The 9,178-nt window shown below is 50.4% G+C and carries 17 protein-coding genes; all 17 read right to left on the reverse strand.

The genetic code is table 11. From position 1 onward, the window contains the following. Nucleotides 1-308 (reverse strand): 30S ribosomal protein S8 (gene rpsH / locus FJZ26_02165; GenBank protein MBM3229211.1); only part of this gene is annotated, 308 nt, incomplete at its 3' end. Nucleotides 309-323: 15 nt separating this feature from the next. Next, nucleotides 324-500, reverse strand: coding sequence for a 30S ribosomal protein S14 (locus tag FJZ26_02170; GenBank protein MBM3229212.1), 177 nt, complete (start codon nt 498-500; stop codon nt 324-326). Nucleotides 501-540: 40 nt separating this feature from the next. Beyond that, complete coding sequence (locus tag FJZ26_02175; GenBank protein MBM3229213.1) at nt 541-1,065, reverse strand: 50S ribosomal protein L5; 525 nt, start codon at nt 1,063-1,065, stop codon at nt 541-543. Nucleotides 1,066-1,126: 61 nt separating this feature from the next. Then, complete coding sequence (locus FJZ26_02180; GenBank protein ID MBM3229214.1) at nt 1,127-1,840, reverse strand: 30S ribosomal protein S4e; 714 nt, start codon at nt 1,838-1,840, stop codon at nt 1,127-1,129. Nucleotides 1,841-1,846: 6 nt separating this feature from the next. After that, nucleotides 1,847-2,227, reverse strand: coding sequence for a 50S ribosomal protein L24 (locus FJZ26_02185; GenBank protein MBM3229215.1), 381 nt, complete (start codon nt 2,225-2,227; stop codon nt 1,847-1,849). Between the two features lie 17 nt (nt 2,228-2,244). Further along, complete coding sequence (locus FJZ26_02190) at nt 2,245-2,643, reverse strand: 50S ribosomal protein L14 (protein ID MBM3229216.1); 399 nt, start codon at nt 2,641-2,643, stop codon at nt 2,245-2,247. A gap of 50 nt (nt 2,644-2,693) precedes the next feature. Continuing rightward, complete coding sequence (locus tag FJZ26_02195) at nt 2,694-3,008, reverse strand: 30S ribosomal protein S17 (GenBank protein MBM3229217.1); 315 nt, start codon at nt 3,006-3,008, stop codon at nt 2,694-2,696. A 28-nt stretch (nt 3,009-3,036) separates the two neighbouring features. Next, complete coding sequence (locus FJZ26_02200; GenBank protein ID MBM3229218.1) at nt 3,037-3,306, reverse strand: ribonuclease P protein component 1; 270 nt, start codon at nt 3,304-3,306, stop codon at nt 3,037-3,039. A 34-nt stretch (nt 3,307-3,340) separates the two neighbouring features. Continuing rightward, the gene (gene yciH, locus FJZ26_02205) at nt 3,341-3,661 is read right to left on the reverse strand and encodes a stress response translation initiation inhibitor YciH (protein ID MBM3229219.1); all 321 of its coding nucleotides are present in this window, start codon (nt 3,659-3,661) and stop codon (nt 3,341-3,343) included. Then, nucleotides 3,654-4,013: a 50S ribosomal protein L29 gene (gene rpmC, locus FJZ26_02210; protein MBM3229220.1), complete on the reverse strand. Its 360-nt coding sequence runs from the start codon at nt 4,011-4,013 to the stop codon at nt 3,654-3,656. Before rpmC ends, yciH begins: the two co-directional genes overlap by 8 nt. A gap of 31 nt (nt 4,014-4,044) precedes the next feature. Further along, complete coding sequence (locus FJZ26_02215) at nt 4,045-4,758, reverse strand: 30S ribosomal protein S3 (GenBank protein ID MBM3229221.1); 714 nt, start codon at nt 4,756-4,758, stop codon at nt 4,045-4,047. Between the two features lie 4 nt (nt 4,759-4,762). After that, nucleotides 4,763-5,401, reverse strand: a complete 639-nt coding sequence (gene rplV / locus FJZ26_02220; GenBank protein ID MBM3229222.1) for a 50S ribosomal protein L22 — start codon at nt 5,399-5,401, stop codon at nt 4,763-4,765. Between the two features lie 12 nt (nt 5,402-5,413). Then, nucleotides 5,414-5,824 (reverse strand): 30S ribosomal protein S19, encoded by a 411-nt coding sequence (gene rps19p / locus FJZ26_02225; GenBank protein MBM3229223.1) that lies wholly within the window; start codon nt 5,822-5,824, stop codon nt 5,414-5,416. A gap of 33 nt (nt 5,825-5,857) precedes the next feature. Then, complete coding sequence (locus tag FJZ26_02230; protein MBM3229224.1) at nt 5,858-6,610, reverse strand: 50S ribosomal protein L2; 753 nt, start codon at nt 6,608-6,610, stop codon at nt 5,858-5,860. 49 nt (nt 6,611-6,659) lie between these two features. Next, on the reverse strand, nt 6,660-6,908 hold the full coding sequence (locus tag FJZ26_02235; protein MBM3229225.1) for a 50S ribosomal protein L23: 249 nt from the start codon (nt 6,906-6,908) through the stop codon (nt 6,660-6,662). Nucleotides 6,909-6,952: 44 nt separating this feature from the next. Then, nucleotides 6,953-7,765, reverse strand: a complete 813-nt coding sequence (rplD, locus tag FJZ26_02240; GenBank protein ID MBM3229226.1) for a 50S ribosomal protein L4 — start codon at nt 7,763-7,765, stop codon at nt 6,953-6,955. 74 nt (nt 7,766-7,839) lie between these two features. Further along, nucleotides 7,840-8,883, reverse strand: coding sequence for a 50S ribosomal protein L3 (locus FJZ26_02245; GenBank protein MBM3229227.1), 1,044 nt, complete (start codon nt 8,881-8,883; stop codon nt 7,840-7,842). Nucleotides 8,884-9,178: the final 295 nt, after the last annotated feature.

Here is a 9,178-nt window from a genome sequence, read left to right on the forward strand (position 1 = left end):
GAAACTATCAGAAGCCCAAAGTCAATGCCTGGTATGTATCTCTGTTCCCACTCAGTCCAGCTCTCCTTTTTGACTGGGAACCTTGGCTTTATGGCCCCGCACTCGTTGATTTTCCCAATCAGTGAAATCCTGAACTGTCCACCTTTGCCGTTGTCCACAAATTCAAACTCACCAATGTAACCCTTGCCCTGGAGAATGCGCAGCGTTTCCCTGACTATCTTTGAGGACCTGACCGTGCAGTCGGGTTTGCCTGCCATCTCGTGCGTTTTTATCGTGTTGAGCGCATCTGCAAGTAAATCATCAGCCATACTTTTCACCGCTTGTCAATATTTCCTGAAACCAATGTTTTCGCCTACTTCCCTGAAGCATCGGCGGCAAACATGCAAGTCAAAGGCCCTAATCATTCCGCGTGCGTTGCCGCAAAACCTGCATTTGCGCTTTCCTTTGCCTTTCATTTTGTACTCTGCGGGCCTTTGCGCCTTGTTCTTGTTTCCAGCCATAATCATCACACCTGAATTTTCACTCTGTCTAAAGCCCCACTCAGCCAACCTGTGCGCCAAGGGCGTTTTTTGCAAATTCAATGGACTCTGACCTGCTTATCTTGTGGGACCTTCCAATATGCGAGGCAGCCCTTCTCCTCCTGCTTATCCTGGAGCCTCCGCGCCTCTTCATGGTAACAGAAACGTCAAAGCCGATAATCCCGATTTTCGGGTCGTATTTTGCCCCGGGAAAATCAATGTATTCGGCTACACCAAGCGAGAAGTTGCCTTCGCGATCAAAGCTGCCTGAGCTAAGCTTGTTGCCCTTTGCGGCAATTGATTTTTTCAAAAAATCCGTTGCCCCTGCGCCCCTTAGCGTGACTTTTGTCCCTATAGGGTCGCCCTTCTTTATTCTCCAGACCGGGTTTCTCACCTTTGCAGTAGTGATGACTGATTTCTTCCCGGTAAGCCTGTTGAGTAGCGTCCTTGCGTTCTCAAGCGCCTCGCCTGCCTGCCCTACCCCGATGTTGACTGTGACTTTGTCAATCACAAGCTGCCTCATCGGGTTTTCTGAATCGTTTGCCATTGTTTGCACCTTAAATCTTGCCATTTCCTCAATACTGCATTTTTGCCTGCAATCCCCAAGTTTAACTTGCCTGTTCCGTGTACTGCTCGCCGACCACAAAAAGGTACTTTGCAAGGGTCACAAATTCCCCATCCTTTCCCTCAAGCTTGGCTTCGGCATCCATAGAGCCTTTCCTCTCAACAACTCCCACAAGCTTTGCAACCGCGCCTTTGTGCATGCCGCTTGTCACAAGGCACTTTGCGCCAGGGCCAAACTTCAGCACTCCGGAGGGTTTTTTTGCCGCAAGGTCAAATACCACGCTGTCCCCAACCTTGTAGGAGTTGTCCGCAATCAGGTTGCGCCCATCGTGCATTGTCAGGGCCACCTTGTTGCCCCTTATGGTCCTTTTTCCAACCACCTTGCACAGCTTGCTTGCAACATCCTTTCCAGCGGCCTCTAAAAGCCCGAACCTCTTGCTTTTTACCGTGACTGTATAACTTTTCCCGGTCTTTGGAATTGAAATAATGTCCATGATTCCAACAGGGCACCTGATGTCCTTGGCTTTTTTCCCGTTCACAAGAACCTGGCCTGTATTTGCAAGGCCTCTTGCCTCGTGCGAATTGGCTGCCACTTTCAGCAAGTCCCTTAGTACAATCCCAAGGCTGATGCACTCCGCGCCTTTGTGCGCACCAGGCCTTGGCTTGATAGTCCACTTCCTCTCCTTTCTCCCGGTTATGGGCACAACAGATGGCACTGCAAGCCTTGAACTGTGGTGCGTTCCGCCTTTCTTAGCCATATACTATCATCTCGCAATCATGGATTTCCTGTCAGCCTTTGCAAAATCCCCGTCAACAAGCTCAATGTTGGCGGGCTTGATTGGGCGAAGCTTTTCAGTTCCCTTTGCGGTCCTTGAGGTTATGCCCTCGACATAGACCGCGCAGTCGTTGTAGCTTACCCTTGCAATTTTGCCCTCTTTCCCTGCAAACTCCCCTTTGATTATTTTTATCCTGTCCCCGCTGTTTGCAAGCACCGACCTTTTTTTTGTGCCAAGCTTGTTTCTCAGCTCTTTGGACAAGTGCAAATGAAGCGCGCTTCTTTTCAGGTGCAGCGGGCGCGTTGCCTGGAACTTGCGCTGCTTTCTTGGCTGCCTTGATTCAGTCATAATAACACCGACAATAATCATTTTTTCTTTTGCCTGGCCTACATCACTGCGGCTGCAACTGCAGCCACTTTTGGGAACCTTTCAGCCACCTCGCGGGCCACAACTCCCTTGATTTCAGTCCCCACCGGAAGCCCCTGGTCGTCAATCAGGACAGCGGCATTGTCCTCGAATTGTATGCGGGTCCCGTTTGGCCTCCTGTACTCCTTCTTCTGCCTCACAATGACTGCCTTGACGACTTTTTTCCTCATTGTCGGGGTGCCTTTCTTCACGGAGACGGTGACAATGTCGCCGACTCCGACTTTCGGGTAAAGCGCGCGCTTTCCCCTGTATGTCTTTGCCCCGATTATGCTGATTATCTTAGCCCCGGAATTGTCAATGCACTGCATGACAGTCCCTGTTGTCAGGCCCTTTGTGACAGTTGCCGTAAGTCCTTTCATCAAATCAACCTTTTGCCTCAGAAGCGCAAATCCTTATTCGCCTTCTTGCCTCACTTGGCCTTTTTCTTGCCCTCTTTTTTCTCGATTACCTCTACAATCGTCCACGCCTTTGTCTTTGATATCTTCCTGCACTCGGCAATGACTACCTCGTTTCCAAGCACGGCCTTTATGCAGTCTGGGTTGTGCGCCGGAATCCTGCTTTTTCTCCTTGCGTACCTTTTGTACTTTGGAATGTACTGCAGTGCGTCTTTTTCAATGATTGCGGTTCTTTTGACCCTGTCCGACACCACAATCCCAACAGAAGTGTGGCCCCTTGTTGAAAGCTGACCGTGCCTGAAACAGTTGACATCATTGCATTTCTCCATTTTTTCCCTCTCTTTTCATTTTGCTTTCCTACGCCCTGGCTTTTTTCGGCCTTTCATGCGGCCTGAAGCATATCTGCCTGCCATCAACAAGCACGCCGCCTTCTTGCAGCGCAAACTTGAATGTGCAGCTTGCCTTTGGCACAATCACGATTTTTCCTTTTTCAACAATGTGCAGGGTGTTTTTAGTTTCATATATGACTTGCCCGCACTTGCCCACCAGGCCTGTGTGCGTGCTGTTTTCCACGCAAACCATCAGGCCGACAAGCTCATGCCTTGCAATGTTCTGTCTTGTTATCATCACATTTCTCCGCATTTTCAGGTTACCCTCGGGCTTATCTTCGCAGTGCGGTTGAAACCGCTATGTTTTCCTGCGGGTAGCCCATTGCCACAAGCAAACCCTTCATTTTTCTTATATGGTTCCCTTGAAGCACAATCACGCCGTCTTTTGCAGTTCCGCCGCACGCAAGCTTTTGCTTGAGCTCCTTGGCCGTCTGCTCTATTTTCCCATCGTCAATGCCCTCGACAACAGTCACAAGCTTCTTGAACTTCTTGTTTGTGGTGTAGACCTGTATCTTCGAGACTTCCTCCTTTTCGAGGATGTCGCAGGCGCATATGTCCTTGAGCAGTCCGCATTTTTGGCAAAATTCAGGCAACCTTTTTCACCTCGTTTTGAGCTTGTGCAGCCTTGCCGCCCTGTTTTGCGGCAGTCTGCGCTGCCTCTGGTTTTTTCTCGGGCTTTGCGTCCTGTGGTGCGGCGGCACTTGCAGTCTTGCCTGCCTTTCTCTCCCTGATTTTCTTCACAAGCCCAAGCTTCTTCTCATGTATAATAGTAAGTATCCTTGCAACAGTCCGCTTCAGCTCCCTGATGCGTCCTGGGTTTGTTGCCCTGCCCCCTGTCCTCACAAGCCCACGCTCGCGGTTAAGTTCCACAAGCGCCTGGGACAGCCTGTCGGCAAGCGAGCTTCCCTCAAGCCCCCGTGCATCGTTTGCTTTCAATATTGCCATGGTTTTCCCCGTGCTTTCTTGATAATTTTGCCTACCTTCTCCTCTGCGGCCTTGCAAATGCCTGTTTTTTCTTTTCCTCCTCGGTTGCAACAGTCTCCCTTGGAGCCTTTTGCACGTCTTCTGCTGCTGCAATTATCCTTGGAAGCTCAACTGCCTTCCCTGGTTTTTTGTCAGGGAAAACGGTCCCAGGCTGGACAATTCTTACAAGCACTCCGATTGCCCCGGATTTGGGATATGCCGTCACATGGTCCTGTGTCACAAGGCGCGCCGGCTCACCTGCCTTTGGTATATAGCCTGCCACGACCCTGAGCCTTTTGGACCTTCCGCCCTTTGCCGCTATTTTTCCTGATGCGACTATCTCTGCGCCAAGTGCGCCGCTGCTCATAATCTCGCGGAGCAGGAAGTGGAGAATTGCCCTGACTTTTTTGCCCATCTCTATGTACCTGCAGGCCTTTTTTGCAACCAGGCGCGGCTCAAGGTGCTCGTTTCTTGTTTCAATGACTGACAACTGCGGGTTTTCAATCTTAAATTCCCTGTGTATTGCCTCTGTCAGGTCCTGGATTGTCTTTCCCTTCCTTCCAATGACCCTGCCTGGGTTTGTGACTTCCACTGCTATTCTTGTGACAACAGGCGTGCGCTGGATTTCAACCCTGGAAAAGCCTGCCTTGTCAAGCTCCCGCTCCAGAAATTCAGACACCCTGTGGCGTATTATCGAGTCTTCAATGAATTTTTTTTCAATGCCCATTGGCTCACTCCTTTCTTGCTGCAGCCTGTTCCTTCCCTGCTGCGGCTTGCGAGGGTTTTATTGCTTCCTTTGCCTTTGGCGCCACTGCCTGTGCGCCCTCGGCCTTCTTTTCAGCTTTTGCGGCTTTAAGCGCCTCGGGCTTTTTCTCACCGGCCTGGGCTGCACCTGCTGCTTGTGTTGCCTGCGGCTTTTTGGCACCTTGCCCGCCTACCTGCTCAATAACAATTTCAATCCTTGCCGTCTGGTATGACTGCCTTATCTGCCTTCCCTTTGGCGACATCCTTGGAATTACGCTTTGCCTGTTTGCGCAGACATGAACAATCTTTCCGTTCTCAAACCCAGCCTTTCTTGCATTTGCCGCAACGTTTTCAACAATCTCGATTGCCTTTTCAACAGCCTTGACTGGAAATCCTCCTTTCCTGCCGCCTAGCTGCGACCTATGCCCAAGCCCCTTGTTGAATTTTTTATAAAGAATGGCTTCTGTTCCTTCAAGCACATTGTCCAGGTGTTCAAGCGCCTTCTCGACAGTCTTGTAGCGGATTGCCCCGCACACCTGTATCATGTCCTTGTATGAAACGTTCACGTCGTGCATCTGCGCCTTTGCGTACGTTTTTCCTTCCTTGAACTTGAATGCGTATGGCATAGTAATCCCACTTTACTTGAGAGGTATGAACTTTGAGCCCCTTGTTGCTCCAACACCCGGGCCTGAGTGGAGAACCCTGCCAGTCGTGTGCGCAAAATCCCCAAGCCTGTAGCCAATCCTGTCAATCGTAACCAAGACGTTCTTGAACTCCTTGCCGTTGTGCACGCCGAATGTGAGGCCAAGCCACTCTGGAAGTATGACTGCGTCCCTCACATGCGTCTTGATTATTTTTTTCGCGTCGTTCAATGCCTTGATTTTCACGACTTTTTTTATCAGGGTCTTGAGCCTGTAGTTTTTCGAGCTTGAGGCGCTCCTGTTCATTGCGCGCCTTGAGCGGGAGTTGAGCATTGCAAGTGCATCCTGCTGGCCGAGGCCTTCAAGCTCCTGCGCCGTCTTTCCCTGGAATGTGGTTATCTTGGCCATTGGTTTTCACCTTGAATCAAACAAAACTTCTATTTACTCCTGCGACTTGTCTCTTGACTGCCCGCCCCTGCCTGTGCTCCTTGATGCCAGGTGGCCGACTTTCCTTCCCGGAGGCGCGCCCCTGCCAATCGAGCTTGAGCGGCCCTTGTGGTGCTGCTTTCCGCCAAACGGATGCGTGTATGCTGCCATGTGCACACCCCTGTTGACTGGCCATTTGCGGTTCTGCGCGTGCTTTTTGTAAAAGTTCGCCCCTGCCTTCATAAGCGGCTTTTCAAGCCTTCCGCCGCCGCACACGATGCCTACCTGTGCCCTGCAGCATGATTCAACGCTTATGGTCTTTCTGGAAGGGAGCTTTACAATAACCGTGTTCCCCTCGTGCGCAACTACAAGGGCATGCGAGCCTGGGGCGCGGACTACCTTGCCACCGTCCCCTGGCGTAAGCTCAATGTTGTAAATGTAACTTCCGTCAGGTATGCTTGAAAGAGGAAGCACGCTTCCAGGCGTCTGCGGGGCCTTTGCCCCATAGTACACCTGCGTTCCAAGCTGCGCGCCTTCCGGGGCAAGAAGATATTCCTGCTGCATTGTGTCCAAAACAACTTTCATCACAAGCGCCCCCCTTGCCGGGTCGTCAATGAAATCTATTATTTTTGCGGGTATCAGGCTCTCCTTTTCCCGCGTATCCGCGCTTTTGTACTTAAGCTCGAGTTTGTACCTGTGCGACTTTGCGGCATAGGCTAGCGACTTGTGCCCTTTGCCTCTCCTCTGTTGCTTGAGCAGCTTTCCCATTCAAATCATCCTTGTTAATTTTGCATATCTGAACTCTGAATCTTTTTTATCATGCAATCTTGAGCTTTGCAGCTATGTCGTCCGCCTTGAAGCCTTTTTTGAGCTTGACATAGGCGCGCTTTTGCCCGCCTGGCGTTATGTGCGTGTTTACAAATTCGACTTTCACGCCATACGTCTTTTCAACCTCGTCGCGGATGCCTTTTTTTGTGGAGTCCTTGTCAACAACAAAAAGTATCTTGTTTTCAATTTCAATCATGCTGATTGCCTTTTCGGTTGTTACGGGGTATAATATTGCCATCTCGAATCACGTTTTTAGCATCTTTCCATGAGACCTGTTGTGTTTTACTGCTTTCCCTTTGCAGGCCCGTAAAGCCTTGAAATCTGCTCAAGTGCTCCTGTAGTATAAACTGCAAGCCTTCCTGCCGCAGCCCCTGGCGCCAGGTCAAGTGCGCTGATGTTGGATGCAAGCACAGTGTCAACGCCTGCAATGTTCCTTGCAGACTTTAGAAGCGGAGAATTGTTCCCAACCACTACGATAGCCGACTTGGGGCCCTTTTTTTCCGCCCTCCTTCTTCCAACCCCGCTGACTCTCTTGGTTTTTTTCGCCCTTTCAAGGTCCTGCCCAAGCCCGGCTGCAACCAATGCACTGACTATCTCCTTTGTTTTTGCAACCGATTCAAGCTTGCTGTCAAAAACAATCGGGAGTGCAGCCACATCCTTTACTTTGTGGCCCCTTGCCTGCACCACGCTTTTATTTGCTGTCGCTGCAAGCGCGCTTTGGATGGCCTTTGCATACTCCTTTTTGTTCATTGACTCGAAAAGCACTTTTTCAACGTGCGGCGGGTGCGCCCTTCGCCCCTTTACTGCAGAAGGTATCCTTTTTACCTTGCCAAGCCTGCCTTTTGGCAAAACCTCGCGCGGCCTTATTGCAGTGCCCTTGTTTTTCCCAGAGCCGTAGTCCTCTTTTCTTCCCCTGTACCTTGCGGACGTTTCCATTCCTGCCCTTGGGTCATTGCCCTTTGGCTGGTAAGTTGCAGACAGGTCTGAAAGAACCGCCCTTTTTATTAGGTCTGTCCTCACAACCTGCCCAAACACCTCGGGCAGCTGCATCTCAGAGGATTTTTTTCCGTCAATGCCGTAAACAGGGATTTTCATTTTCTGCACCTTGCATTCTTCTAATAATATAATATACGTGGCTAACACTTCTCATTATATTGCAAATAATTCCCCTATTGTTTTGATTCCTGTGAAATATATCCGACAACAGGCGCGCTTAGTGGGGCCACACCGCCTCCTTTGGCCGCCTTCCTGAACCTGATGAGCCTTTTTGCAGGTCCGCTTATGGAGCCTTTCAAAAGCACATAGCTTGTCTTGACAAGCCCGTAATTCATAAATCCGCCCTTGGGGTTTATCTCAGCCGGTGCGCCGGACTTGACAACAAGCTTGTTCAAGTCAGTCCTTTTGTGGTAGCCCATCTGCCCTGCCTGCGAGGCAGTGTACATGACATAGGAAGGCGTCCAGGGGCCAAGTGTGCCCACGTGCCTTCTTTTCCCTGTTGCCTTGCGCCTTTGAATGGACACGCCAAATCTTTTTATCACGCCTTGCGTTCCCTTGCCCTTTGTGATGCTTACCGTGTCGACAAACTCCCCGGGCTTGAAAGCGTCGGAAAACGCGACTGTTTTTCCAAGAAGTGATTTTGCATATTCAATTTTTTCAGAAATGTCCTTGCCGCCTACGGCAATCTCCATCGTGTCGGGGGATTTTTTTCCAAATCCCGCCTGCCCCGGCTGCGTTGCGCAAAGGACAAAAACTCCTGAGAAATCGGAGGTTTTTGAAAGAAACGCTGAATCGGACGAATTTGAGGGGGTTGAAGAAGAAACGGAAGGGGCGGATGAAGGGGTTGCGGCGGAAGAAGAAGCTGGTTTGTTTTTTTTGCCTGTGCCAATGCACAAGTGCTTCAAAATCTTTTCGTCAGTTGTGAGCAAGTCGCCGGCGCTGTTGCCAAGCTTGTCGTACGCCCTCACTCCAAAAACCTGAAGCGGCGGAACCTCGACAACTGTTCCTGCCCCGACGACTTCCTGGCCCTTGTTTGGGGAACTTGTGTTGTCAATGTATGAAAAATGCGTCATGCCTGCCTTGTAGCCTGCAAAGCCAAGCAGCCTTTTCTCTTGTGCAACTGGCCAGTAATTTATTGTTGGCTTCTGGGAGCCTGCCCTTTTCCTTGGCCTAAAAGCCCTTGAGCCGTGCCTTACCCTGTATTTGACCATTATCATCAATCCTGCGGCTTTAGCGCAAGCCTAAATTTTCCTGCAAGCAAAAGGTAGCCTAAACTAAACGTTTAGGAAGACCGGATGCTGCCTAATGATTCCCAAGCCCCGCCATGCCGCCGTATTTTTGTGGCATTGCCGGTTTGGGAGTGTCATCTTACCAATCAATCAAGTAAGAAGAGTTGAATTATTGGCGCATTAGCATTTAAATACCTTTCGGGGTGCTGAGTCTTCCATCAATCTCTAATCCCACCTTCTCAACAAAATCCAGGATTGTCCGCAAAGTTTCCTAAAACAATAT

The sequence above is a fragment of the Candidatus Parvarchaeota archaeon genome (assembly GCA_016866895.1).
Lineage (GTDB): Archaea > Micrarchaeota > Micrarchaeia > Anstonellales > VGKX01 > VGKX01.